Below are 24,368 nucleotides of genomic sequence, written 5' to 3'. Positions count from 1 at the left end.
AATGTGCAGGATAATGACGTTATGAGCGCACTCGATGCCGACAACGATCGCGGGATAGATGAAATCGATCTGAGGATAATCAATGCGCTGCAGCTCGCACCGCGATCGAAGTGGCTTTCGTTGGCCGGCCCACTCGAACTCGACGCCGCGACTCTCGCCCGGCGTTGGAATCGACTGTCCGAATCGTCGTTGGCCTGGGTCACGGTTACTCCGGGGCCACAGGTGCTGGGCACCATCGTCACAGCGATCATCGAAATCGATTGCTCACCAGAACTTCTCGACACCGTCGCGGCACGTCTCACCGTCTTGGCCCACGCCGTGACCATCGAAGTATCAACAGGTAGAGCCGATCTGCTCGTCACAGCCGGTACTGCGGACTTGGCGTCGATGTCGCGCTTCATCTCGGAAGAGATCGCAACGATCGACGGCGTACTCGCGACACGAACCTCGATCATCACACGCTGGTTCACCGAAGGTGGGCGATGGAGACTCAATGCGCTGGCACCGTCCGAGAAGGGTGTGCTGACCACCAGCGAAAGCCGTACTGCCGTGCGCGCTCGGTCGACCGGCATTTCCGAACAGGATCGCAAGGTTCTCACGATCCTCGCCTACGACGGGCGCACTCCCATGAAGGAGTTGGCCGACGCGATCGGTGTCAGTCCGGCTGCATGCAAACGCCAGATCGACCGGCTCACGTCTTCGGGGTTTGTGGCGCTGCGGTGTGAATTTGCCCGGCCGCTGGCCGGGCTTCCCGTGCTCGCCACACTGTGGTGCCGCGTCGAACCCGAACTTCTCGATACTGCGGGCCGATTACTGAGCCGAGCGCCGGAAGTCCGAAACTGTTTCGCGGTGGTGGGCGCCGACAACCTGGTGGTTCAGTTGTGGCTGCATTCTCCTGCCGAACTCGATGCATTCGAAATTCGTCTGCGCAAGGAGATTTCGGGGCTTTACGTCACCGAACGATCCATCGTGCTGCACCTGCGCAAACTGCTCGGTCACGTACTCGATCAGAACGGGCGCAGAACCTCGACTATCGCCCCGGATGTGTGGTTGCCGAGCCGCACCGATTCACCGGAAAACCGATAACACAACAGAGCCCACGACCACCGGGAGTGGACGTGGGCTCTGTGATCAGTTGAGTAGATCAGCCGCGCATCTGCGCACCGACGGCCTTGGAGGCAGCCTCGACCGCGGCATCGCGAGCCGCGCTTGCCTCGTCCTCGGTCAGTGTCCGGTCGACACCACGGAATCGCAACGCGAACGCGAGCGACTTGCGGCCTTCACCGACCTGCTCGCCCTCGAAGACGTCGAAGAGGCGAATGTCTTCGAGAAGTTCGCCGCCGCCGGAACGCAGAGCTTCCTGGACCTTCGCCGCAGGAATATCGCGATCGACAACAACCGCCACGTCCTGGAGCACTGCGGGGAAGGGCGAAATGCGCGGCGCCGGCAGGTTCTCGACCAACGGCAAAGCGTCGAGGTCGATCTCCAGTGCACAAGTGCGCGCAGGCAATCCCGCACGCTCGAGAACAGCCGGATGCAGTTCGCCCGCATGACCGACTACGTTGCCGTCAACGACAACCTCGGCGCAACGGCCGGGATGCCACGGCAGGTACTGCGCCGCACGCAGTTCCACCTCGACGCCTGCTGCAGCTGCAATGACCCGCACTGCTGCAAAAGTGTCCGAAGCCTCGGCCTGACGGCCAGGACCCCAGGGGCCGCTCGGCTCACGCAAACCACTCAACACTGCAGCGATGTGCACGGGCTGAGCCGGCAACGACGCGATCAGGTTCGCGATCTGCTCGTCCGTCGGGCGACGATCCACCGGCAATGCATCCACCGGCTTGGTATCGGGGCCCGGCAGGACAACCTGCGCGATGCCGTACAGCGAAAGATCACGCTGACCGCGAGAAGCGTTGCGAGCCAGGATCTCCAGCAGACCCGGGAGCAGCGTGGTCGCCAACTCCGGACGATCGGCTTCGAGCGGGTTGAGGACCTTGCTGGTGTTGCGGCGCGGATCATCCGCGTCGAGGCCCCAGACGTCGAAGACGTTGGTGGGCAGGAAGACCGGAGGAAGTACCTCGACGTAACCGGCGTGAGCCACGGCCTTCGACACCGTGCGCTTACGCCGCTGCGACGGAGTCAATCCGCGTCCGGCCGGAGCGGCGGGAAGCACCGACGGGATCTGCTCGAGACCTTCGAGGCGAAGAACTTCCTCGACGAGGTCCGCAGGCTGCACCAGGTCCGGACGCCACGACGGCGGCGTCGCGACCAACTGGCCGTGTCCCTCTTCGCTGACGCCGACCTCGACGTTGCAGCCAACCTGGGTGAGGCGGCGAGCTCCGGTGCCGTTGGGGTACGTGACTCCGGCGACACGATCGGGCAGGTCGATATCCATGCGAATGGCAGCGCGAGGGGCAACATCCCCCACGTCGGTCAGGACCGGCTCGATCCGTCCGCCGGCAATCTCGACCAGCAGAGCGGCTGCGCGGTCGACGGCCGCGAGCGGAATCGCCGGATCGACGACGCGCTCGAAACGCTTACTCGCCTCACTCGGCAGCTTGTGCCGGCGCGCCGTCTTGAAGACTGCGAGCGGATCCCAAGTAGCTCCTTCGAGGAGGATGTCCGTCGTTGCCGTTCCCACCTCGGTGGTTGCGCCGCCCATGACGGCAGCCAGCGAGATGACTCCGGAATCGTCGGCGATGACAACGTCTTCGGGATCGAGCGTGCGTTCGACGTCGTCGAGCGTCGTCAGCTTCTCCCCCGCCTTGGCGCGACGGACCACCAGGTCGCCCTGCACCGAGGTCGCATCGAACGCGTGCAGAGGCTGGCCGAGTTCGAGCATCACGTAGTTGGTGACGTCGACGGCCGGCGAGATCGGGCGAACACCCGAGAGCAGAAGTCGACGCTGCAGCCACCACGGGCTCACTGCCTGCGGATCAATACCCGTGATCTTCCGCATCACGAAACGCGAAGCCTTGGACTCCGGTTCGAGGCGCACCGGCCAGGCTTCACCCTCAGCCGGGTGCGCGGGAACCGAAGCGGGATCGGCATATTCGAGATCGAAGCCGCACGCGAGCTCTCGCGTGAGACCGCGGACCGAGAAGCAGTAGCCACGGTCCGGGGTGATGTTCAGTTCGATGATCGTGTCACCGAGACCGAGCAACTCGTTGCCGTCGGCGCCGGGTTCGGCGGTACCAGGCTCGAGCACCAAGATGCCCGAATGGTCTTTGCCGATACCGAGTTCCGAGACGGAGCAGATCATGCCGTCGGACACCTGGCCGTACGTCTTGCGAGTGGCGATTTCGAATCCGCCGGGCAGCACCGCGCCGGGCAGCGCAACGACGACGAGGTCACCCTCGTTGAAATTGCGCGCGCCACAGACGATGCCGCGAGGCTCGGGTTCGCCGACCTCGACCTGGCAGAAGCGGATCGGCTTCTTGAACTCGGTCAGTTCGGTGATGGAGACGACCTTGCCGACGACCAACGGGCCGTCGATCGCCTCGAGTGTGTCGAGTTCCTCGACTTCGAGTCCCACCCGGACGAACCCGGCGTCCAACTCTTCCGGGGTCACCTCCCAGTCCGGAGTTGCCCGCTGCAGGATCTCGGTCAGCCAGGATTGCGCTACTCGCACGTCTGCTCAGCTCTCTCGTTTGTCGATAAGTCTTTGTGAAGGTTCCGCGGACCGGATCGGTCAGCCTGCGACACCGAAGGGCAGCGTGAAACGCACGTCACCTTCGACGATGTCGCGCATGTCCGGGATACCGTTGCGGAACTGCAGGGTCCGCTCGAGGCCCATGCCGAATGCGAAACCCGAGTACTCGTCGGGATCGATACCGCTGGCGCGCAGAACGTTCGGGTTGACCATGCCGCAGCCGCCCCACTCGACCCAGCCTGCGCCGCCCTTCTTGTTCGCGAACCAGACGTCGACCTCGGCCGACGGTTCCGTGAACGGGAAGTAGTTGGGGCGCATACGGGTACGCGTCTCGGGGCCGAAAAGGGCACGAGCGAACGCGTCGAGAGTCCCGCGCAGGTTGGCCATGGTCAGGCCCTTGTCGACGGCCAGGCCTTCGACCTGCGAGAAGACAGGCGTGTGGGTCGCATCGAGTTCATCGGTGCGGAACGTGCGGCCCGGGCACACCACGTAGATCGGCACCTCACGCGAGAGCATGGTGCGGACCTGCACCGGCGAGGTGTGGGTACGCAGCACCTGGCGCGAGTTCTCGGGTGCCAGGTGGAAGGTGTCCTGCATCGTGCGCGCAGGGTGATCCGGCAAGAAGTTGAGTGCGTCGAAGTTGAAGTGCTCGGTCTCCACCTCCGGACCCTCGGCAACTTCCCAACCCATCGCGACGAATACGTCGGCGACCTGCTCGGAAATCAGGCTGATCGGGTGACGCGCCCCGACGGGGTGGCGATCGGAGGGCAGAGTGACGTCGATTGCCTCGGCAACCAACACCGCGGCGTCACGCTCGGCGAGGAGGACCTCACGACGAGCGTCGTACGCGTTGTTGATCCGAGTGCGGAAGATGTTGACGCGCTTACCGGCGTCCGCCTTTTCCTTGCCCGGAAGGCTGCCGAGTCCCCGGCGCGCGAGGGCGATCGGGGACTTGTCCCCCAGGTGCTCCACCTTGACGTGCGCCAGCGCGTCCAGGTCAGCGGCGTCCGCCAGCGCCTTCTCGGCGTTCTCAGCCGCAGCGGTCAACGCCTCTTCGGTGAGTACACTCGCGTCGACCTCCGGCGGTGTCGCGCCCTCATTTTTGGCCACGGCTGTGACGCTCCTGTCGCTTCTCGGTTTACTTCTCGTACTGCGTGCTTCTTGTACTGCTTACTTCTTGTACTGCGAGCGAGCATTCGAACTCGCTCGAGCATTGTCTCTGCTCTTGTATTGTCTCAGGCTTCCGCAAATGGGATTCCGTGAGGTCTTCGCGTGCGTTTTCAGCCGTGATCGGTGGCGCGATTTTGCACCCGCGCGCTTGCGTACAGGCAAATTGCCGCCGCTGTCGCGAGGTTCAAGCTTTCGGCGCGGCCATGGATCGGAATCCTGACCCGATGATCAGCCTGTGCGGCGATCGCCGGATCGAGACCGTGAGCTTCGTTACCGAACAGCCAGGCCGTCGGCTTGCTCAGCAACTCGTCGGCCTCGTCGAGATCGACCTCGCCGTCAGCTGCAGTCGCGAGAATCTGAATGCCGGCTGCGCGAATCTGCTCGATCACCGACACCGTGTCTCGATCGCGGACGACTGGCAGGTGAAAGAGGCTGCCCGCCGACGAACGAACGACCTTGCCGTTGTGCGGATCGACGCTGTCACCGGCGAGGATTGCCGCATCGGCACCCACTGCGTCGGCGATGCGAATGACGGTGCCCGCGTTACCTGGTTCGTTGACCTCGACCGGCACTGCGAGCAGGCGGGTCTCCTGATGGACGGCTGCGCTCAGCGGTACATCCAGTAGATCGCTGACGGCAACGAGACCGGGCGGCGTGACGGTATCGCTCAGTGCTTTGATTGCTCGATCGGTCACAAGAGCAACACGAACTCCAGCGGTCAGCGCCCGATCGATGACGTGCTGATAGCGCTCGGCTGCGTCCTCGGTGTAGAAGAGGTCGTGTACCGGGCGGGCCTCGCCGTTCGACAGTGCACCGTTCAACAGTTCGGTGACCGAGTTCTCGCCCTCGACGAGGAAACGTCCTGCTTTGCGTCGTTCTGCTGTGCGCAGGAGCTTGACAGCAGAAACGACCCGCGGAGTCCGCTCGGTGAGCGGGTCCACGGGCCGTTGCTGTGATGCGTGAATCAGGCTGCTTCTCCGGCAGGAGCGTTCACGTCAGCCGGCAGAGCGGCCTTCGCGAGTGCGACCAGGCCGGCAAAGGCCTCGGCATCGGAGACAGCGAGCTCGGCCAGGATCTTGCGGTCGACCTCGACCTCTGCCAGACGCAGGCCCTGGATGAGGCGGTTGTACGTGATGTCGTTTGCGCGAGCTGCAGCGTTGATACGCGTGATCCACAGCTTGCGGAACTCGCCCTTGCGCGCACGACGGTCGCGGTACGCGTAGGTGAGCGAGTGGAGCTGCTGCTCCTTGGCCTTGGTGTACAGACGCGAACGCTGTCCACGGTAGCCGCTGGATGCAGCAAGAATTGAACGACGCTTCTTCTGGGCGTTGACCGCCCTCTTTACGCGTGCCACTTGAAAAATCCTGTCAATCTAGGGGCTGAAAGTACGGCCCCGGGTGGTCAGTAAGGGGGCGACTCAGATGCCGAGCATGCGCTTGATGCGCGGAGCGTCGTCAGGGCTGACAACAGCGACACCGTCGAGACGACGGGTAACCCTGCTGGACTTGTGCTCGAGAAGGTGGCGACGGCCGGCCTTCTGGCGCATGAGCTTTCCGCTGCCGGACACCTTGAATCGCTTCGAGGCGCCGCTGTGGCTCTTCATCTTGGGCATGGAGTCCTCAGTTCTTGTTACGTGGTGGATCTTGGGAAATCGACTAGCTGGCCGGAGCCTCGGGAGCGGCATCGCCGGTCGCCGGTGCTTCCGGAGCTGCTTCACTGGAAGCCGGTGCGGCCGGAGCCGGACGCGGAGCAGCCTGAGCCACTGGCGCCTGAGCGCTCTCCTGCGCCTTGACGCGAGTCTTGGCGCCCTTGTGCGGTGCCAGGACCATCGTCATGTTTCGGCCGTCCTGCTTTGCCGAGGTTTCGACGAATCCGAGATCTGCGACGTCTGCTCCCAGACGCTGCAGAAGGCGGTAGCCGAGTTCGGGGCGTGACTGCTCACGTCCGCGGAACATGATCGTGACCTTGACCTTGGAACCGGCTTCGAGGAAGCGAACGACGTTGCGCTTCTTGGTCTCGTAGTCGTGGTCGTCGATCTTGGGTCGGAGCTTCTGCTCCTTGATGACCGTCAGCTGCTGGTTCTTACGTGACTCACGTGCCTTCTGTGCAGCCTCGTACTTGAACTTGCCGTAGTCCATGATCTTGCAGACCGGTGGACGGGCATCAGGAGCTACCTCGACCAGGTCGAGGTCGGCCTCAAGGGCCAAGCGGAGTGCATCTTCAACACGCACGATGCCTACCTGTTCCCCGCCAGGTCCGACCAAACGAACCTCGGGAACGCGGATACGATCGTTGATGCGGGTCTCAGTGCTGATGGGGCCTCCTAGGTTGAACGGTGCGGTCTTCATGACCGCACGCAGCCCGTACCGCCCGCACCCCAACAAAAAAGCCCCGCTGTGATGATTGCTCATCCGCGGGGCCCGATGTCGACCGATCACATAAGATCCAGCTCACGCCGAAACCTATCTCCTCGACTGAGCGAGGAACCTGACGAAGAATTGATCTCCGATAACAGGTGACCGGAACCACTGAACCGCAGTTTTACCTGCCGCGCAGAGGTGGGAGTCGGACTCCACTTGCTGCCCCCGAACAAGTCGGAGGCGGTCGTTGCAACAAGAGTAACAGGTCGCCACAGATGAAAGAAATCGGTGCCGCTCCCAGTGCTGCCGGGAGAGGCCCGATTCAACACGACCACAGCCTGATGGAATCCTTACAACCATGAGTGAGAACTTCGAGGCAGATCAGAACACCGACGGCGCGAACCCCGACGTCCGCGAACTCTCCGAAGTTCCCGCGGTCGAGGTCATCAGCCGCGCCGCAGTGATGCTGATGAGTTCGGCTGCCGAAAAACTCGGCCTCTCCGACGCCGATCCGTCTTCCAGTCCCTATCTGGACCTCGACGAAGCTCGTCGAGTCATCACGGCGCTTGCCGGACTCGTGACTGCGTCGGTCGAATACCTCGGCCCCCACGCCGGACCCATCCGTGAAGGCCTTCAAGCCCTGCAGCGCGCATTCCGTGAGGCCTCCTCGCACCCGGACGAGCCAGGAAAGGGACCGGGCGAGAAGTTCACCGGTCCGGTCTACTGAGTTGGCAACCGCCAACAAGACTCAACCGACGCCCGAGGACGTCGACGCATTCATTTCACGCGTCGACGACCGCAAGCGTGCCGACAGCGTGGAGTTGATCTCCTTGCTGTCGGCCGCGACCGGCGAGCCTGCCGTCATGTGGGGCTCGAGCATCATCGGTTTCGGGGCACGGCACTACCGGTATGCGAGTGGCCACGAAGGTGACACCCCACTGATCGGGTTCTCCCCCAGGGCCACCGCGCTCACGTTGTATTTGTCGCTGAACTTCGACGACTACACCGACACACTGGCGCGCCTCGGCAAGCACAAGATCGGCAAGGGCTGCCTGTACGTCAAACGGCTGAGCGACGTCGACATGGCAGTCCTGACCGAACTGATCGCGGATTCCGTTGCCGCAGCCCGCAACATGATCGACTGAACAGGTCACCTTCGTGGGGCTACAGGCCGAGCGTCTTCGGGCGGTTGGCCGAACAGGGTCGAATCCCGTGGTGTGAAGTGATCGTTCGTGAGCGTGGCCCGACGCATTCGATCGAGTCGAAACCACCGCACCGCGTCGCGCTGGCGACACCAGCCGATGAGAAACCACTGCCCACGGTCCTGCGCCAGAATGTGCGGCTCAACTGCCCGCACCGTCTCCGCACCGTCCCCATCCACGTAGTGCAACGACACGACGCGACTCTGTTCGAGCCCCTGCTCGACGGCCCGCCGGTTCGTGCGCGAATCCGCTACTACCCCGCCGTCGCCGCGAATCCACACACGGCCACCGAGTTCGGCGACCTTACGACGACTCTCCTCGTCCATCACGTCGAGCAGTTTCGCCAGAGCTGCTCGTCCGTCCGGCGCAAACGGGGCGTCACCGGCCGCCGTCAAGGCCAACGCGATTGAAACTGCTTGCGGAACAGTGAAATTGACCGGCGGTAGCGTGGCGCGACCTACGAGTCGGTATCCACCCCCGGGGCCCGAGCGCGCCTCGATCGCCGCGCCCGACATCATCAGAGTCTCGATATCCCGCTTGATCGTCCGGGTGGTGACACCGAATTCCTCGGACAATCGGGAACACGTAGCCCCTCGATCGCCCTGTCGCCGAAGCTCTTCGACGAGAGCGTGCAATCTCGCAGCTCGATTCACGTTCACCAGTGTCGCAGATTTCGATACCAAACAGTGACATAATTGGTGACACTCTGTTGTCACCAACCTGATTGCACAGTGAGTCCATGAAAACTCACATCGTTCTTGTTCCCGGATTCTGGCTCGGCTCATGGGCTTGGGACGCAGTCCTCCCCCACCTCGAGCGCTCCGACACCACCCGCGTGACCAGCCTGACGCTGCCCGGACTCGACGCCGTCGATGCAGATAGATCAGCGGTCACCTTCGACGCCCACGTCCGCGCAGTCATCGACGCTGTATCGGATTCAGACGAACGTACGGTCCTGGTCGTGCACAGCGGCGCCGGCCCGGTGGGATACGCGGTAACCGATCGCATCCCGGATCGGGTCGCGCGGATCGTCTACGTCGATTCAGGTCCCATGCCCGACGGCGCGGCGCTGCGACCGGATCTGGCCGCTGACGTCGTCGAGATACCGCTGCCGACGTGGGCAGAACTTGAAGCAGACGGCAGCAGCCTCGAAGGACTCGACGAGAAGGCTCTCGAGGCGTTTCGCGCCAACGCCGTCCCCGAACCGGCCGGGCCGGCGCGTGAGCCGATTGTCCTGACGAACGAAAAGCGCTACCAGGTGCCGTCAACCGTCGTTTGCAGCACGTTCCCGTCCGCGGTGATTGCCCAGATGGCCGACGGAGGTCATCCGATGGCCGCAGAACTGGCGAAACTCCCCGTGACGTACGTCGACCTCCCGACCGGTCATTGGCCGATGTGGTCGCGCCCCGAAGACGTCGCCCAGGTGATCCTCGAGGCCGCCGCTTCCTGATCGACAAAGCAGTGATGCCGGATCGGATTCCGACCCGGCATCACTGACCGACTTCTACTTGCTCACCTTCTACTAGCTCACGGAAGCAGCTTTCTTCCGTGGCGCCGCCTTCTTTGCGGCAACTGCCTTCGTTGCACGCTTCTTGGTGATCGGCTTGGCCTTGGCGGGCGCGTGCTGTGCGGTGAGAACCTCACTGAGGAACTTGCCCGTGTAGCTCTCGGGGACCGCGGCAACGTCCTCCGGGGTACCTTGCGCCACAACGGTTCCGCCGCCGGATCCACCTTCGGGCCCCATGTCGACGACCCAGTCCGACGTCTTGATCACGTCGAGGTTGTGCTCGATCACGATCACGCTGTTGCCCTTGTCGACCAGACCGTTGATCACGATCAGGAGCTTGCGGATGTCCTCGAAATGCAGACCCGTGGTGGGCTCGTCGAGGATGTACACCGTGCGACCGGTGGACCGCTTCTGCAACTCGGCGGCCAGCTTGACGCGCTGCGCCTCACCACCGGACAGGGTCGGTGCCGGCTGACCCAGTCGGACATAGCCCAGTCCGACGTCGACCAGCGTCTTGAGGTACCGGTGAATAGAGGTGACCGGCTGGAAGAACTCGGCGGCTTCCTCGATGGGCATGTCGAGTACCTCGGCGATCGACTTGCCCTTGTAGTGGACCTCGAGCGTTTCGCGGTTGTACCGAGCGCCGTGGCATACCTCGCAGGGCACGTACACGTCCGGCAGGAAGTTCATCTCGATCTTCAAGGTTCCGTCGCCGGAGCACGCTTCGCAGCGTCCACCCTTGACATTGAACGAGAATCGGCCGGGCTGGTAACCGCGGACTTTCGCTTCCGTGGTGGCCGCGAACAGGGTTCGGATCTTGTCGAACACACCGGTGTACGTCGCCGCATTCGATCGCGGAGTCCGGCCGATCGGAGACTGATCGACCTGCACGAGCTTGTCCAGCTGATCGAGACCGTTGATTCGTGTGTGACGGCCAGGCACCTGGCGTGCACCGTTGAGCTTGTTCGCCATGACGGTCGCGAGAATGTCGTTGACCAACGTCGACTTGCCCGAACCGGAGACACCGGTGACAGCGGTGAGAACACCCAGCGGGAAACTTACGTCGATGCCGTCGAGATTGTGCTCGCGAGCTCCGACGACCGTGACCTGGCGTTTGCGATCCACCGGCCGACGAATGGCCGGAACCTCGATGAAGCTGCGACCCGACAGGTAGGCCCCGGTCAAAGACTCTTCACACGTCAGCAGTTCTTCGTACGGTCCGCTGTGGACGACCTTGCCGCCGTGCTCGCCGGCGTACGGTCCGATGTCGACCACCCAGTCGGATGTACGGATCGTGTCTTCGTCGTGTTCGACGACGATCAGCGTGTTGCCGAGGTCGCGCAGGCGCGTCAGGGTTTCGATCAGTCGCCGGTTGTCGCGCTGGTGCAGCCCGATGGACGGCTCGTCGAGTACGTAAAGCACGCCGACCAGTCCGGATCCGATCTGTGTTGCCAAGCGAATTCGCTGGGCTTCGCCACCGGACAACGTGCCCGCGGCTCGCGAGAGGGAAAGGTATTCCAGGCCGACGTCGAGCAGGAAGCCGAGGCGCGCCTGAACTTCCTTGAGGACCTGACCCGCGATGGCCTCTTCACGCGAGCCGAGAGTGAGGCTGTTCAGGAAATCCGCGCAATCGGAGATCGACAGTTCACAGACCTCGGCGATGGACTTACTGCCGAAGTCTCCCGCCGCGATAGTTACCGACAGGATTTCGGGGCGCAGGCGAGCACCACCACACGCCGGGCACGGGGTGTCGCGCATGTACCCGTCGTAGCGTTCCTTCATCTGATCGGATTCGGTCTGTTCGAGCCGGCGGTGCAAGAACGGCATCACACCTTCGAACTCCGCGTAGTAAGAACGGGTACGGCCGTACCGATTCTTGTACCGGACGTGAACCTGCTCCTCACTGCCTTCGAGGATCGCTTTGCGGGCCTTCGCCGGCAACTTGTTCCACGGCGTCTTCATGTCGAATCCGAGAATGTCGCCGAGGCCGGACAGCAACCGTCCGAAGTACTCGGAACTCTGGCCCATCGACCACGGCGCGATTGCACCGTCTTCGAGACTCAGGTCAGGATCGGGAACCACCAGATCCGGGTCGACCTCCTTGCGGATACCGAGGCCGGTGCATTCCGGGCAGGCGCCGTAGGGCGAGTTGAAGGAGAACGAGCGCGGTTCGAGATCGTCGATCGCGAGTGCGTGGCCATTCGGGCAGGCCAGTTTCTCGGAGAAACGACGCTCGCGATCAGGTGCATTTTCCTCGCGGTCGACGAAGTCGAGGACCACGATGCCTTCGGCCAATCGAAGTGCGGTCTCGACCGAGTCGGTCAGGCGCTGCTTCGAGCTCGCCTTGACCTGCAATCGGTCGACCACTACTTCGATGTCGTGCTTTTCCTGCTTCTTGAGCTTCGGCGGATCGGCCAGCGAATGGACGACTCCGTCGACGCGCACACGCGAGTAGCCCTGGGTGTTGAGCTGATCGAAGAGATCGACGAACTCGCCCTTACGAGTACGGACCACTGGTGCGAGGACCTGGAACTTGAGGCCCTCCTCCATCTCGAGCACCTGGTCGACGATCTGCTGCGGGGTCTGACGTGCGATCTTCTCACCACAGACCGGGCAGTGCGCCGAACCTGCGCGGGCATAAAGGAGCCGGAGGTAGTCGTAGACCTCGGTGATCGTGCCCACTGTCGAACGGGGGTTGCGGTTGGTCGACTTCTGGTCGATGGACACCGCCGGCGACAATCCCTCGATGAAATCGACATCGGGCTTGTCCATCTGACCGAGGAACTGACGCGCGTACGCCGAGAGTGACTCGACGTAACGGCGCTGCCCTTCGGCGAAGATCGTGTCGAACGCGAGGCTGGACTTGCCGGAGCCGGACAACCCGGTGAAGACGATCAGGCTGTCTCGCGGGAGGTCGAGATCGACTCCTCGCAGATTGTGCTCACGCGCACCCCGCACGATCAGGCGATCCGCCACACCAATTCCCTTCATTGTCAATCGTCCGGGGCCGTCCCCCCGGAGAAGTCTCGAGTGGCCTCGCAAACGCGAGTCCTCGAGCGATCGTCATCGTAGGCCGAGCCACCGACACGTTTTTCTCACCAGGCGAGCCCATCGCTCTACCTGCCCCTATTCGAAGGTAGCCTGCGTTTCATGACGAATCAGCCCATCGTGATCGACGACTCCTACACCGGTCAGGTCTCCCCCGATTCTGCCCCTCAGCGGCGCACAGTCGACGGTGCCGTCATCACGAAGATGTCGGTCGGCCCCATGGACAACAACACTTACCTCGTCGTCTGTTCCGCGACCGGGAAATCTCTCCTGATCGATGCGGCCAACGAGGCCGAGAAGATCATTGCGCTCATCGAACAGGAAGCACCTGTTTTCGATTCCATCGTCACCACCCACCAACACGGTGATCACTGGTTGGCTCTGCAGGACGTCCACGCTGCCACCAAGGTGCCGACCGCCGCTCACCCTCTCGACGCGGAGGTCCTTCCCGTCACCCCGGACGTACTCCTCGAAGACGGCGACAAGGTGACAGTAGGCAATCTGAGCCTCGACGTCATCCACCTGTCCGGCCACACGCCCGGTTCCATTGCGTTGGCTCTGACCGAACCGAACGGGCAGGTTCACCTCTTCACCGGGGACTCACTCTTCCCCGGCGGCGTAGGCAAGACCGCCGACCCCGAGAAGTTCACTTCCCTGCTCGACGATGTGGAAAACAAGCTGTTCGGAAGGTACGCCGACGCGACTGTCGTCTACCCCGGGCACGGCAAGGACACGACGCTGGGTACCGAGCGCCCGCACCTGGCGGAATGGCGCGAGCGCGGTTGGTGACGTTTCACCTGTTCCGTACTGGACCCCGCTAACCGACTTCCTGACTATCGACCTGTTCACCGTCGACGCGAAGTCGCGGAAGCCAGGTCGACAGAGTCCGGCCGAGTCCTTCGACCATCCGTTCCCCGAACACACACAGCGTGCGTCCCACGGATGGCCGAAGGTCCCTTCCGTGAAGTCGTCTCGACTGAATATGTAGTAGTCGCCGTTCGGATAGATCGGGACACGCCACTCCGCCAACTCTTTCGCGGCAGCATGCGCCTCCGCGTCGAAGGTGTAGCCCGGATGCTGCCAGTCCAGGACGACAAAGTTGGGATCGTCGTTCCAATCGATGACAAAACAGCGCAACGCTTCGGCGTTTATCGCATCAACTCGAGCGGCCCACGCCCCTGGAGTCGCAGCTGGCACCGCACCCAAATCGAAGACCACGGACGGCGTCGGCTCAGCGATACCTTCGTGGTCACCGCACCATGGTGGTTGATCGGTGTGCATTGTGTGACACCTTCGAACACGCCGTATGCGGATACGCGGTAACGGATACTTCAGAACGGCGTGTCCGGATCGGTGGAGAAGTCATCGACGCAGTACAGCGCGCTTCGGCGACCAGGAATCCGTCAACCGGGTCAGGCGTCGCGGGATCGCCGAACCGGACCAATTCCTTGTGAGATCGCTAGGGTGGAAAACGAACCTACATCGGGAGGCTTGAAACATGCTGGTACGTCGAATTGCTCGTCCACTGCTTTCCACGATCTTCATCGCCGGGGGAATCGATGCTTTGCGCAACCCCACTCAGCGAGCAGCCAAAGCGTCACCGCTGATCGACAAATCCGTCGAGACGCTGCCAGGAGCAGTGACGCAGAAGGTGCCTGCTGATCCGGAAACACTCGTCAAGATCAACGCCGCCGTCCAGATCGGTGGCGGCGCCCTGCTGGCCACCGGCAAGGCGCCGCGTCTCGCGTCGTTGGTCCTCGCGGGGAGCCTGGTACCGACCACGCTTGCCGGTCACGACTTCTGGAACGAAACCGATCCGTCACTGCGAGCGATGCAGCGGACCAACTTCATCAAGAACGTCAGCCTGCTCGGCGGACTGATGATCGCGTCCGTCGACACAGAGGGCAAGCCGTCGCTCGGCTGGCGTGGCCGCCGCGCCGCGAAGAAGGCTCAGGCGTCTATCGCCGCGGCACTTCCGTTGGTCGCATCGCAGACCGATCACACGAGCGATCGCGTCGAACACGCTCTGTCGGTGGCGTCCGAACGCGGTTCCGAACTTGCCGAAACCGCGAAGGCGCACGGCACGGATTGGCTCGAACTTGCCAAGGAGCGCAGCTCCGAGTTCGCGGAGATCGCGAGCAAGCGTGCCGCTGAATTCGGAGAGATCGCCAAAGAACGCGGCCCGGACATCCTCGAAGTCGCGCAGAAGCGCGGCTCCGAACTGGCCGAGACCGCACGCGAGCGCAGCGCCGAACTGGCAGAGCTGGCGAGCAAGCGCAGCTCCGAGTTCGCCGAACTCGCGCTCGAAAAGAGCAACGAGTGGGCCGAAACGGCGTCGGAGCAGACCGAGGTGCTGGGTAAGCGTGCCCGAAAGCGCGCCGAGAAGGCGCTCGAAAAGGCTCGCGCCAAGAAGGACGAATTGACGCACTGAGTGCACCGAAAACACGGTCAGGCCACCTTCGGGTGGCCTGACCTGTATCTATGCGGCAGTTCATCTGGGGGAACTAGACTGTCTTGGCGCTTTTGCAGCGCGTGAATTTCTCATCAAGCCTAGGAGATCCTTTGCCCGACGCGGACCCGTCACTGAACGAGCAAGAGCTCGAGCAGCAGTACGTGACGATGTTGTACTCCCGTCTCGACGATCTTCGAAAGTATGCCCAAACTCGCTTGAGCACGGTCCTCCTCGAGACCGGCGGAACCCCGCAAGCACGCAGTGAACGCGAATCCTTCAATGCCATGTACACCGAGGATCTCGCCAAGTACGACGCAGCCGAGAACGGAATGTGTTTCGGACGCATCGACTTCGACGACGAGCGACGCTACGTCGGCCGACTCGGAATTCTGGACACCGACAACGACTACGAAACGCTACTGCTCGACTGGCGAGCTCCGATGGCACGCCCGTTCTATCTGGCGACGCCCGCGGCACCTGAGGGCGTCAAGCGACGACGCCATATCCGCAGTCGGAGCCGAACAGTCACCGGAATCAACGACGAATACCTGGACCTCGACGCTGCCCGAGCCGCCGGCGTGGTGACCGAAGCCGGTGGCGTCGCCGGTGAGAGCGCACTCCTGGACGCTCTGAACGCAGCGCGTACGGGTCAGATGAACGACATCGTCGAGACCATTCAGAGTGAGCAGGATGCCATCATCCGCTCCGAGCACAAAAGCGTTCTGGTGGTCCAGGGCGGTCCGGGTACCGGCAAAACCGCAGTCGCCCTTCACCGTGCCGCGTTCCTGCTCTACACCTACCGCCAGCAACTGGCCAAAGCCGGTGTTCTCATCATCGGGCCGAACGCGACGTTCCTCGACTACATCAGCCAGGTCCTTCCTTCACTCGGTGAGACCGGAGTTCTGCTCTCGACGATCGGGGACCTGTACCCCGGAGTGCGTGCGACTCGTACGGATTCCCTCGCCGCCGGTGAGATCAAGGGTTCCCTCGCGATCCTCGACGTACTCAAGAACGCCGTCCGGGATCGGCAGGAAGTCCCGTCGAAGCCGATCACCCTTCGATTCGACACGTACGACTTGAAGCTGGATCGCAAGACTGTCACGAAGGCTCGCGGACGTGCTCGGTCGTCGCGTCGCCCACACAACCTGGCGCGCCCGATCTTCGTGGCAGCAGTCATCGAGGCGTTGGCACTGCAGATGGCCGAACTCATCGGCGGCAACCTCATCGACGGCGGCTCACTCCTCAGTCGCGACGACATCGCCGACATTCGCGACGAGATGCGTGAGGACGCGGACATCATGTCCGCCATCGGAAAGCTGTGGCCTGAATTGTCGCCGCAGCAAATCCTCGCGGAACTGTGGACCTCTCCGGCAAGGTTGGCCAAGGCAGCGCCGCAACTCGACGACGCCCAACGCGACGAGCTTCTGCAGAGCGTCGGACCGGGTTTCAGTGCGGCAGACGCTCCCCTACTCGATGAACTGGCCGAGATCCTCGGAGTCGACGATGCCGCCGAACGCGAACGCGCACAACGTGAATGGCGCGCGCAGATCGCCGACGCCCAGGGCGCCCTCGACATCCTCACCGGCTCTGCACCACAGGATCTCGAAGACGAGATGGACCCCGAGATCTTGATGGCGTACGACTTGATCGACGCCAGCCAACTCGCCCAGCGCCACGATCAGGGCCAGCGCCAGACCACGGCAGAACGCGCTGCCGGCGACCGAACCTGGACCTACGGTCACGTGATCGTCGACGAAGCCCAAGAGCTCTCCGAAATGGCGTGGCGAATGCTGATGCGGCGCATACCGAATCGCTGGATGACGTTGGTCGGCGATACAGCTCAGACCGGTGATCCCGCGGGAACCTCGTCCTGGCAGAAGATTCTCGAGCCTTACGTCGCCAAGCGCTGGAAGCTCACCGAACTGACCGTCAACTACCGAACTCCCTCGGAGATCATGGATGTCGCGCACCGTGTGCTCGAAGAGATCGACCCGGAGCAATCCGTGCCCCGGTCGGTACGCGACAGCGGATTCGCGCCGTGGGCACTCAAGACCACGGCCGAAGAATTGGAATCGACCGTGCGCCGTTGCATCGAGTCCGAGTCGCATCCCGGTATCACCGCAGTGATCGCCGGTTCCGAGGTCGTTGCCGATCTGGCGGGCATTGCGAGTGAGACCGTAAGTGTCCTGTCGGTCAAGGACGTCAAGGGACTCGAGTTCGACACCGTGTTGATCGTCGAACCTGCCGACATTCTCGACGAGTCACCACGCGGAATGAACGACCTCTACGTCGCGTTGACCCGCGCTACCCAGAGGCTCGGCATCATTCACGTCGAGTCGCTCCCCGCGGTTCTCGACGGCGTCGCGGCAGCAGAGTTGGCCTTCGATTCGTGAGCCTCACGGAGTAGGTTCGTGCGTGACACCACGAATCGTGGTGTCACCCCAATTTGTGTCGACGACTGAAGGAATGACCCCTCGTGCTTGGCCTGCCCGCAAGTTCCGCCGCACCCTTCCGCAAGATCGCTCGCGTGGTGATCGGTGTCGGGATGCTTGCGGCGGTGACAGCCGGTTGTTCAGAGGATGATTCGAGTTCAACGGCTGCTGCAGGCAACGACGACATCGCTGCCGTTGCTGCCGCACCGACCGAAAAACCGGTAGACGATGCAGAACGGCTGCGGGCGGCGCTTGCATCTACCGGGGTCAAGCCAGCCTTTTCCGACGACATGTTGCAGGCGCTCGGTGACGGTGTCTGCCAGCAGCTCGCGGCCGGCACGGATCGAGCGATGATCATCGCGAATCTGCGGACGGTATCGCTGAACGGCGCGAGCGAACCGATGGTCACCACCGGAAACGACTCGGCCGCATCGACAACGCCCCCCAGCGCCGATCAGCTGGCTGAAGTGTTCGTCGATGCGGCCGAGGCCGACTACTGCCGGTAGGTCAGCGAACGGTGTGCACGATCAGGACATCGGATGTCGCCTTGCGCGCCGCATCGGAAGGCACCGATCCGAGCAGACGCCCGGTCAGTGTGTTCAATCCGCGATTTCCGACGACCAGCAAGTCGCCCTTGACCTCGTCGAGCAAAGCGAGAAGCGATTCGACGGGAGCGCCGACGATAGCGCGCTCGACAACATCCTTGGCACCCTGGGCATGTGCGCGCTCACGAGCGGTGCGAAGGATCTCGTAGGTCGGAGCGGAACCGGTGACCTGGTAGGCCTCGTTACCCAACGCATCAGCGGCAGCGCTCACGTCCTTGGGATCAGCCGGGTAGTACGCACACGCGATGACGAGCTGAGCGTCCGAGCCACTGGCAATGGCGGCAGCTCTGTCGACTGCCTTCAGTGACGACTCGGAGCCATCGGTTCCTACGACAACGGTCCGGTAGGCACTCATTCATTCCTCCATGGTTACGGGACGGACGGTACGGCCGGCACCGGGCGCAACGCTGTTGCGCCCGCTCGACAACCGCTGCGCTGACATTAGCGGGATTGTGCCGCGGATAGTGTTATTTGCAGTACACGCCACAAGCCCACAATGAATGTGATTCTTCGTCACAGACACATTTGTGCGGCGGTGACCACTCAGCGAAGTTTGCCGAAGCGGGGCCCGAACAGCGCCGCCGGAAAAACTTCCTGCTCGACCAGGGCGGTACGCCACGGCGTCGCCAATTCCAGCAACCGCTTGGCACCCTCCTCACCCAGCGCATCCCACGGAGCCAAAGCGAGGTCGTCCGTCAGGTCTTCGACGACGTCACGCAGTTCCTGCCCGTCCTCGGTCAGTGCACCGGACGAACGATCCAGCAGTTCGCGGTCCTTCAAACTCTCGACGGCCTCGTCCCACTGTTCCTGCGACCATCCGCGGCGAGTCTGCGCGAACTTGCGCTGAAACCCGATTCCCGTCGCGGTGTGCGTGATCAACGCGTCCAGGCCGTTCAATCCCGCGGTCTGAAGAGCCGCAATGTGGCCGTCGCCGCGATACTCACGCAGCAGTGTCAGCGCGTGCCAGAAACGCAGGTGCGGTTCGGTCGGCCAGTCGAGCGACGCCCAACCCGCATACAGGGGGCGGCCGTCCACTCCGGGGATGTTCTGAGCCGCGATCGACACGAGTTCGGCGGCCTCGGCCATGTCTGCCGATCCTGTCACGTCCGCACCGAACAGGCGGACGTACGCCGCGTCGATTGCCCGATACCGCGCGGCGACAACCTCTGTGGGCCTTGCCAATTCCCAGGCACGTGGGATGACGCTGGCGATCAGTTCGGGATTGAAGTTGAAGAAGGTGGCCGTGACGACAGTCGCCGGTGGAGCGCCGAGCGGTGCTGATCGCCCTGCGAAGTACACCATTCGGCCGGGCTCCAACCCGACGCCGACAAGCTCCTTCTCCGTCTCCGGGACGAAGTACGCCAACGAGTGGAGAAGTTCGAGCGTCCGCGCGGTCTTGCCTGCAGTCTGTGCATCCATACCTGAAACCGTAGCGGTCGAGAGCACGAACCCACGCGAGGCGACCTACTTGAGACCCGCGGCGTCCATCCCTCGGAGCTCCTTCTTCAAATCCGAGATTTCGTCTCGCAATCGCCCAGCCAACTCGAACTGAAGATCGCGTGCAGCGTTCATCATCTGATCGGTGAGTTCCTTCACCAGATCTGCCAATTCGGCCCGAGGCATCGATTTGGTGTCGCGCCCCTCGTACACACCGGCACTGACCGCACGACCGGCCTCACCCTGCGCACGCCGACCACGCGTCGCATTGCGGCCCGAACCACCGACGTCCACGGACGCCGCAGTGTCCTCTGCCTCCTCGTACACCTGATCGAGAATGTCCGCGATCTTCTTGCGTAGAGGTTGTGGGTCGACGCCCATCTTCTCGTTGTAGGCGACCTGCTTCTCGCGCCGCCGCTCGGTTTCCTCGATGGCCTGCGCCATGGATGCGGTGATCTTGTCCGCATACATGTGCACTTGACCGGACACATTTCGAGCCGCTCGACCGATCGTCTGAATGAGGCTGGTGGAGCTACGGAGGAAGCCTTCCTTGTCGGCATCGAGGATCGCGACCAGCGACACCTCGGGGAGGTCGAGTCCCTCACGCAGGAGGTTGATGCCGACCAACACGTCGTACTCACCCAGGCGGAGCTGCCGGAGCAGCTCGACTCGCCGGAGTGTATCGATATCCGAGTGCAGATACCGGACGCGAATTCCGAGTTCGAGAAGGTAGTCGGTCAGGTCTTCCGACATCTTCTTGGTCAACGTCGTGACCAGCACACGCTCGTCACGTTCGGCACGCTCGCGGATCTCGTGAACGAGATCGTCGATCTGCCCCTTGGTGGGTTTGACGATGACCTCGGGATCGATCAATCCGGTCGGGCGAATCACCTGCTCGACGAACTCACCGCCGGACTGACCCAACTCGTACTTACCGGGCGTCGCCGACAGGTAGACGGTCTGACCGATCCGCTTACTGAATTCTTCCCAAGTCAGAGGGCGGTTATCGGTTGCCGACGGTAGCCGGAATCCGAATTCGACCAGGTTGCGCTTGCGCGACATATCACCCTCGTACATGGCGCCGATCTGCGGAACGGTCACATGTGACTCGTCGATGACCAGTAGGAAATCTTCGGGGAAATAGTCGATCAAAGTTGCGGGGGCAGTTCCGGGGCCACGGCCGTCGATGTGGCGCGAGTAGTTCTCGATGCCGGAGCAGAATCCGACCTGCTTGATCATCTCTAGGTCGTACTGCGTTCGCATGCGCAGACGCTGAGCTTCGAGAAGCTTGCCCTTGCCCTCGAGTTCCGCGAGCCGCTCTTCCAGTTCCGCCTCGATGTCCTTGGCTGCACGCTCCATGCGTTCAGGACCGGCGACGTAGTGCGTCGCCGGGAAGATGCGAACCGTGTCGACCTGGCGAACGATGTCCCCGGTCAGTGGATGTAGGTAGTACAGCGCCTCGATCTCGTCACCGAAGAATTCGATGCGGACCGCCAGCTCTTCGTAGGAAGGAATGATCTCGACCGTGTCGCCGCGCACGCGGAACGAACCTCGCGTGAACGCCATGTCGTTGCGGTTGTACTGAACGTCGACGAGCAGACGGAGGAACGCATCGCGCGGTACCTCGACACCGACGTCGAGCTGAATCGAGCGATCGAGATACGACTGCGGTGTACCGAGGCCGTAGATGCACGACACCGAGGCCACCACGACCACATCCCGTCGTGACAGAAGGCTGGACGTTGCCGAGTGGCGAAGCCGCTCGACGTCGTCATTGACCGACGAATCCTTCTCGATGTAAGTGTCCGTCTGGGCGATGTACGCCTCGGGTTGGTAGTAGTCGTAGTACGAGACGAAGTACTCGACCGCGTTGTTGGGAAGCATTTCCCGAAGCTCGTTCGCGAGCTGAGCCGCCAAGGTCTTGTTCGGAGCCATCACCAAAGCCGGGCGCTGCAGCTTTTCGATCAACCACGCTGTTGTCGCGGACTTACCGGTACCGGTCGCACCGAGGAGGACAACGTCCTTCTCTCCCTCATTGATCCGTTTTTCAAGCTCGGCGATAGCTGCCGGCTGATCGCCTGCCGGTTCGTACGGGCTGACGACCTCGAAGCGCGCGTCTGAGCGCTCGATGTCACCAACCGGCCGAAACTCGGAATGCGCGACCACGGGATGTTCGGAAGCAAACGCCATGAAACCAGGGTAGGCGCACCCACCGACACAATGCCTGCTCGTCCGCGTTCAGCCGAAAATGCAGTTCGGCGGTAGGTTCTTCGACCATGAGCGAGGAACGTCCCCACATTCACCGGCCGAAGGTCGAAACCTTCGACATCGCAGCTCGCACCAACGTCGATCCCAAGGGTTTCGTTCGCCCGGTCGAGCACTACCGCGAAGAACCGTGGGGGCTGTACATGGCGCGCCACGCCGACCATCCCCGGTTTCACTACCTGGAGTCCTGGATCATTCCCGAACTCGGAATTCGAGCATCGATTTTCCACTTCACACCAGAGCATGTCCGCGACTGGGATTTCTATGTCGACATCGGCGACTTCATCCGCGGCGAGCATGTCTGGACCTCCGAGGACCACTACCTCGACCTGATCGTGCAGACCGGACGCAGCGTCGAATTGCTCGACGTCGACGAATTGCTCGAGGCGWACACCGCCGGGATTCTCGACCCGAAGACGTCAGAGCGCGCGATGCTGAACGCCGCCCGTGCTATCGACGGCATCGCCGCCCACGGTCACTATCTCGACGCCTGGCTCACCTCGGTGGGCATGCCGGTCACGTGGCGCTGAGCGGTTAGAGGGACCAGCCTGATTTCTCGGCCCACTCCCACGCCCGGTGGAAAGCGGCGTCGAACCACGGCGTCTTGACTCCCAGGTAGGCGTCGATCGCAGCGGCGTAGTCGTCGATGCCTGCGGCACTCTCGGCTGCCTTGACCTTGAGTTCGGCATACTCGGCACGCGCCGACGCATCGGCGCGAAGCCAGTCGCGGAAGAGGATCGCGAACTGCTGACCGGGCCAACCGTCCACCCGAATGTGAATATTCGCGCGGCGCCCTGGATCGGCACTGCCGTGAATCCGCTTTGCCCACACCGCCGGATCAGTTTCACCACCGAGGTACGACGGTTTCGGGTCGTCGGCGACGATGTGCTCGATCCGGGGGAACCCGGCAGCGGCCAGATCTTCCGCGAGGTCGTCGGCAACGCCGAGGTGCTCGACAGTGATCTGAATGTCGATCACGTCCTTGGCATCGAGACCAGGCACCGCGGTCGATCCGATGTGATCGATACGGCGCGCGCGGTCGCCGGACGCCAGCGACAACCGGCCGATGATCCGTTCGGCCTGTGCCGGCCACGACGGGTCAGCTGGAGCCAGCTCCGGCAGTGCACGTACTACCGTGCGCTCGCGGAGGTTCTTCTCGAAAGGTACAAGTCGATTCGCCCACAGGTCGCGGACCACGTCGTCGAGTGAACCCGGCTCTCCGCTGTTGTCGAGCCACACGTCGGCAACCGCACGACGCTGATCGTCATGTGCCTGCGCTGCGATGCGCGCACGAGCGTCGGATTCCGGCATACCGCGTGAGCCCACCAAGCGTCGAACTCGTTCCTCCTCGTCGACGTAGACGATGACGACCAGGTTGAACGCCGGCGCCATCGAACCCTCGACCAACAGCGGAATGTCTTGAACGAGCACTCCATCCGACGGCGCAGACGAGATCTGCTCCATCGTCCGCGCACCGATAAGTGGATGGAGGATGCCATTGAGAGTTCCGCGTGACGTGTCGTCGGCAAACGCCAACGAGGCCAGCGCGGGGCGGTTGAGGCTGCCGTCCTCGGACAGAATCCCGTCGCCGAATGCATCGACCAGAGCGGCCAGGCCAGGAGTACCGGGCTCGACCACTTCTCGGGCGATCAGGTCGGCGTCGACGATGACGGCTCCCAGTTCGCTGAGGATTTTCGACACTGTCGACTTACCGGCTCCGATGCCTCCAGTGAGGCCTACTCTCAACACACTCGACAGTCTCTCATCTCCGCGCCCGAGAGATTGAGACACGCCTACCGATCGAACACGCCGAGGCGTTCGAGGCTCAAATACCACAATTTCGGTGACCGTGCGGTTATGTTCTAGCGAACGCACCTGTACCTGCACCTTCTCGAGAAAGTGGACGCCATGCGAGCAGATCGCGACCATCACGGTCAGCACCGCCTCGGAATGCCGAACGGCGTGCACTGCATAGAGTTTCCCGAAGTTGCTTTTGCCCTGGCAGAGCACCGTCGTACGTGGTTCACGATGCTCGTGAGCCAAGGCCGACACAGCTTCGCATCGATGCGTAAGCGCACAGCCGAAGCGACCGCCACCTACTGGGTGCCTGCTCCCGCAAACTGAGTTCTCTTCACGACGTACAAAAATGACCGGCAACCCTTCGGTGCCGGTCATTTTTGCGTTCACTCACTGAATTCTTCGCGTGCCAGTGATACGTGACCTAGAAAGAACCCCGCC

At 62.7% G+C, this 24,368-nt stretch carries 22 protein-coding genes and 1 pseudogene; 10 read left to right on the top strand and 13 right to left on the bottom strand.

Translation table 11 applies throughout. The features are described from left to right. Positions 1-21: 21 nt before the first annotated feature. Positions 22-1,086 carry an Lrp/AsnC family transcriptional regulator gene (locus AC1DVN_RS23380; protein ID WP_477994261.1) on the top strand — a complete coding sequence of 355 codons (1,065 nt, stop codon included), beginning with the start codon at positions 22-24 and terminating at the stop codon, positions 1,084-1,086. Positions 1,087-1,144: 58 nt separating this feature from the next. Here AC1DVN_RS23380 and pheT read toward each other — a convergent pair whose 3' ends face one another. The 6 genes from pheT to infC form a co-directional block, all read right to left on the bottom strand. Then, entirely contained in the window at positions 1,145-3,631 is a 2,487-nt protein-coding gene (pheT, locus tag AC1DVN_RS23375) for a phenylalanine--tRNA ligase subunit beta (protein ID WP_477994260.1), read from the bottom strand. Positions 3,632-3,691: 60 nt separating this feature from the next. Continuing rightward, on the bottom strand, positions 3,692-4,762 hold the full coding sequence (gene pheS / locus AC1DVN_RS23370; RefSeq protein ID WP_003944109.1) for a phenylalanine--tRNA ligase subunit alpha: 1,071 nt from the start codon (positions 4,760-4,762) through the stop codon (positions 3,692-3,694). Positions 4,763-4,932: 170 nt separating this feature from the next. Beyond that, on the bottom strand, positions 4,933-5,763 hold the full coding sequence (locus tag AC1DVN_RS23365; protein ID WP_007736261.1) for a TrmH family RNA methyltransferase: 831 nt from the start codon (positions 5,761-5,763) through the stop codon (positions 4,933-4,935). Between the two features lie 23 nt (positions 5,764-5,786). Further along, positions 5,787-6,176: a 50S ribosomal protein L20 gene (gene rplT, locus AC1DVN_RS23360; protein WP_019748616.1), complete on the bottom strand. Its 390-nt coding sequence runs from the start codon at positions 6,174-6,176 to the stop codon at positions 5,787-5,789. 63 nt (positions 6,177-6,239) lie between these two features. After that, the gene (gene rpmI / locus AC1DVN_RS23355) at positions 6,240-6,434 is read right to left on the bottom strand and encodes a 50S ribosomal protein L35 (protein ID WP_003944043.1); all 195 of its coding nucleotides are present in this window, start codon (positions 6,432-6,434) and stop codon (positions 6,240-6,242) included. 43 nt (positions 6,435-6,477) lie between these two features. Continuing rightward, a complete protein-coding gene (infC, locus tag AC1DVN_RS23350; RefSeq protein WP_003944008.1) occupies positions 6,478-7,170 on the bottom strand; it encodes a translation initiation factor IF-3 in 693 nt (230 codons plus the stop codon). Positions 7,171-7,540: 370 nt separating this feature from the next. On the opposite strand from infC, the gene AC1DVN_RS23345 reads away from it, so the two are divergent. Beyond that, the gene (locus tag AC1DVN_RS23345; protein ID WP_020907885.1) at positions 7,541-7,909 is read left to right on the top strand and encodes a DUF1844 domain-containing protein; all 369 of its coding nucleotides are present in this window, start codon (positions 7,541-7,543) and stop codon (positions 7,907-7,909) included. Between the two features lies 1 nt (position 7,910). Next, positions 7,911-8,327, top strand: a complete 417-nt coding sequence (locus tag AC1DVN_RS23340) for a DUF1801 domain-containing protein (protein WP_019748618.1) — start codon at positions 7,911-7,913, stop codon at positions 8,325-8,327. 5 nt (positions 8,328-8,332) lie between these two features. Here AC1DVN_RS23340 and AC1DVN_RS23335 read toward each other — a convergent pair whose 3' ends face one another. Then, positions 8,333-9,043: a helix-turn-helix transcriptional regulator gene (locus AC1DVN_RS23335; RefSeq protein ID WP_019748619.1), complete on the bottom strand. Its 711-nt coding sequence runs from the start codon at positions 9,041-9,043 to the stop codon at positions 8,333-8,335. An 80-nt stretch (positions 9,044-9,123) separates the two neighbouring features. Here AC1DVN_RS23335 and AC1DVN_RS23330 point away from each other — a divergent pair, with 80 nt between their 5' ends. After that, positions 9,124-9,834: an alpha/beta fold hydrolase gene (locus AC1DVN_RS23330; RefSeq protein ID WP_019748620.1), complete on the top strand. Its 711-nt coding sequence runs from the start codon at positions 9,124-9,126 to the stop codon at positions 9,832-9,834. 72 nt (positions 9,835-9,906) lie between these two features. Here the strand turns inward: AC1DVN_RS23330 and uvrA are convergent, their stop codons facing one another. Beyond that, positions 9,907-12,867 (bottom strand): excinuclease ABC subunit UvrA, encoded by a 2,961-nt coding sequence (gene uvrA, locus AC1DVN_RS23325; protein WP_477994266.1) that lies wholly within the window; start codon positions 12,865-12,867, stop codon positions 9,907-9,909. Positions 12,868-13,041: 174 nt separating this feature from the next. On the opposite strand from uvrA, the gene AC1DVN_RS23320 reads away from it, so the two are divergent. Continuing rightward, on the top strand, positions 13,042-13,728 hold the full coding sequence (locus AC1DVN_RS23320; RefSeq protein ID WP_477994259.1) for an MBL fold metallo-hydrolase: 687 nt from the start codon (positions 13,042-13,044) through the stop codon (positions 13,726-13,728). Positions 13,729-13,926: 198 nt separating this feature from the next. Here the strand turns inward: AC1DVN_RS23320 and AC1DVN_RS23315 are convergent. Next, positions 13,927-14,220: pseudogene (locus AC1DVN_RS23315) on the bottom strand (DUF2716 domain-containing protein); the annotation flags it as partial. 217 nt (positions 14,221-14,437) lie between these two features. Here AC1DVN_RS23315 and AC1DVN_RS23310 point away from each other — a divergent pair. From AC1DVN_RS23310 to AC1DVN_RS23300, 3 genes are all read left to right on the top strand, one after another. Beyond that, positions 14,438-15,370 carry a DoxX family protein gene (locus AC1DVN_RS23310; protein ID WP_477994258.1) on the top strand — a complete coding sequence of 311 codons (933 nt, stop codon included), beginning with the start codon at positions 14,438-14,440 and terminating at the stop codon, positions 15,368-15,370. 131 nt (positions 15,371-15,501) lie between these two features. Beyond that, entirely contained in the window at positions 15,502-17,784 is a 2,283-nt protein-coding gene (locus AC1DVN_RS23305; protein ID WP_070797305.1) for a HelD family protein, read from the top strand. 83 nt (positions 17,785-17,867) lie between these two features. Next, positions 17,868-18,329, top strand: coding sequence for a DUF732 domain-containing protein (locus AC1DVN_RS23300; protein ID WP_269577975.1), 462 nt, complete (start codon positions 17,868-17,870; stop codon positions 18,327-18,329). Between the two features lies 1 nt (position 18,330). Here AC1DVN_RS23300 and AC1DVN_RS23295 read toward each other — a convergent pair whose 3' ends face one another. From AC1DVN_RS23295 to uvrB, 3 genes are all read right to left on the bottom strand, one after another. Beyond that, complete coding sequence (locus AC1DVN_RS23295; protein ID WP_019748627.1) at positions 18,331-18,783, bottom strand: universal stress protein; 453 nt, start codon at positions 18,781-18,783, stop codon at positions 18,331-18,333. Between the two features lie 188 nt (positions 18,784-18,971). Continuing rightward, positions 18,972-19,847 (bottom strand): SCO6745 family protein, encoded by an 876-nt coding sequence (locus AC1DVN_RS23290; protein ID WP_029538185.1) that lies wholly within the window; start codon positions 19,845-19,847, stop codon positions 18,972-18,974. 45 nt (positions 19,848-19,892) lie between these two features. After that, on the bottom strand, positions 19,893-22,055 hold the full coding sequence (gene uvrB, locus AC1DVN_RS23285) for an excinuclease ABC subunit UvrB (protein WP_019748629.1): 2,163 nt from the start codon (positions 22,053-22,055) through the stop codon (positions 19,893-19,895). An 86-nt stretch (positions 22,056-22,141) separates the two neighbouring features. Between uvrB and AC1DVN_RS23280 the strand changes: the two genes are divergently transcribed. Beyond that, positions 22,142-22,660, top strand: a complete 519-nt coding sequence (locus AC1DVN_RS23280; RefSeq protein WP_477994257.1) for a ribonuclease FAU-1 family protein — start codon at positions 22,142-22,144, stop codon at positions 22,658-22,660. Between the two features lie 4 nt (positions 22,661-22,664). On the opposite strand, the gene coaE is transcribed toward AC1DVN_RS23280, so the two are convergent. Further along, positions 22,665-23,879 (bottom strand): dephospho-CoA kinase, encoded by a 1,215-nt coding sequence (coaE, locus tag AC1DVN_RS23275; protein ID WP_020969737.1) that lies wholly within the window; start codon positions 23,877-23,879, stop codon positions 22,665-22,667. Positions 23,880-24,038: 159 nt separating this feature from the next. Between coaE and AC1DVN_RS23270 the strand changes: the two genes are divergently transcribed. Then, the gene (locus AC1DVN_RS23270) at positions 24,039-24,254 is read left to right on the top strand and encodes a hypothetical protein (RefSeq protein WP_003944056.1); all 216 of its coding nucleotides are present in this window, start codon (positions 24,039-24,041) and stop codon (positions 24,252-24,254) included. Positions 24,255-24,368: the final 114 nt, after the last annotated feature.

Source organism: Rhodococcus sp. P4_E4 (assembly GCF_056401575.1).
This window is presented reverse-complemented; position numbering and strand designations above follow the sequence as displayed.

Excerpts from the sequence above, each read along its gene's own strand:
- AC1DVN_RS23345 (WP_020907885.1), top strand. The coding sequence starts at position 7,541 with ATGAGTGAGAACTTCGAGGCAGATCAGAACACCGACGGCGCGAACCCC.
- AC1DVN_RS23295 (WP_019748627.1), bottom strand. The coding sequence starts at position 18,783 with ATGAGTGCCTACCGGACCGTTGTCGTAGGAACCGATGGCTCCGAGTCG.
- infC (WP_003944008.1), bottom strand. The coding sequence starts at position 7,170 with ATGAAGACCGCACCGTTCAACCTAGGAGGCCCCATCAGCACTGAGACC.
- AC1DVN_RS23330 (WP_019748620.1), top strand. The coding sequence starts at position 9,124 with ATGAAAACTCACATCGTTCTTGTTCCCGGATTCTGGCTCGGCTCATGG.
- AC1DVN_RS23290 (WP_029538185.1), bottom strand. The coding sequence starts at position 19,847 with ATGGATGCACAGACTGCAGGCAAGACCGCGCGGACGCTCGAACTTCTC.
- AC1DVN_RS23270 (WP_003944056.1), top strand. The coding sequence starts at position 24,039 with ATGCGAGCAGATCGCGACCATCACGGTCAGCACCGCCTCGGAATGCCG.
- AC1DVN_RS23310 (WP_477994258.1), top strand. The coding sequence starts at position 14,438 with ATGCTGGTACGTCGAATTGCTCGTCCACTGCTTTCCACGATCTTCATC.
- uvrB (WP_019748629.1), bottom strand. The coding sequence starts at position 22,055 with ATGGCGTTTGCTTCCGAACATCCCGTGGTCGCGCATTCCGAGTTTCGG.
- AC1DVN_RS23320 (WP_477994259.1), top strand. The coding sequence starts at position 13,042 with ATGACGAATCAGCCCATCGTGATCGACGACTCCTACACCGGTCAGGTC.
- rpmI (WP_003944043.1), bottom strand. The coding sequence starts at position 6,434 with ATGCCCAAGATGAAGAGCCACAGCGGCGCCTCGAAGCGATTCAAGGTG.
- AC1DVN_RS23380 (WP_477994261.1), top strand. The coding sequence starts at position 22 with ATGAGCGCACTCGATGCCGACAACGATCGCGGGATAGATGAAATCGAT.